Consider the following 831-nt stretch of genomic DNA (forward strand, 5'->3'; position numbering starts at 1 on the left):
GTTCTGTAAATATTTCAAGTCTTCGTGACTTGACCAACTCACTAAGACATAATTCAGTTTTTGTCATGTTTATTTAGAACTTCTTGATCTAAACTTACATATAAATAAGTGGCTAATGTCGTATAAATCCTATTACTTCTCTCAATCATGTCATTTCCCTTGATTAAATGCTGATACTTTTATGTTATTTAAAATAAAATCATTTAATCCAAGCACGATTTTTTGATTTAGAGGTGCATTTAATGCTTTATTATTAACTTCATCGACACTTTCTAAGCCTAAATATATATATGAATCCGTAGGATCATCTAAAGTTCCTAAATATTGCCATGCACCTGATTCAAAGCCTCGACCAAAGCTTAAACGCTGTTGGTAATGGGTCATCACTTCTTCGCCTTTTAGTCCATTAATTTCTCTGGATGCAGATCGAATATCATTGACTTTAAATACTCTTTTAAGTTCTTCTGGTATTTGTTCCCTATTTTTCTGAATCATTTGTATAAGTGGGGTGTCAGACTCATCCCTTGCTCTGTTTTCAATATTCATCGTTACTTCTGGATAAGAAGGAAAGGATAAATATGCTTTACTTAAAAAGAAGCGATTTTCAGTCATATCATCTGCAATAAAGTAATCTTTCCAGCATAAGCCTGCCTGATTTGGACCTTTTAATGATTTTAATTTAAAATTTTGAATGATATTTTCAACACTAATTAAAGCATCTATTAATTTATCATCATCCGCTCGGCTTTTTATTTTAATTAATTTTCGATTTAAATAAATATACGCATCTATATTAAACTGTGAAGATGTAAATTTATTATTTCTATAGAT

General features: G+C 30.0%; 1 protein-coding gene. It reads right to left on the reverse strand.

Features of this window, described 5'->3' with window-relative positions; translation table 11 throughout:
* Positions 1 to 150 precede the first annotated feature (150 nt).
* On the reverse strand, positions 151 to 831 hold a 681-nt coding region (locus tag AC1Z3T_RS21135), incomplete at its 5' end, for a T6SS immunity protein Tli4 family protein (protein WP_483396987.1).

It is taken from the genome of Acinetobacter sp. B-6, from assembly GCF_056930735.1.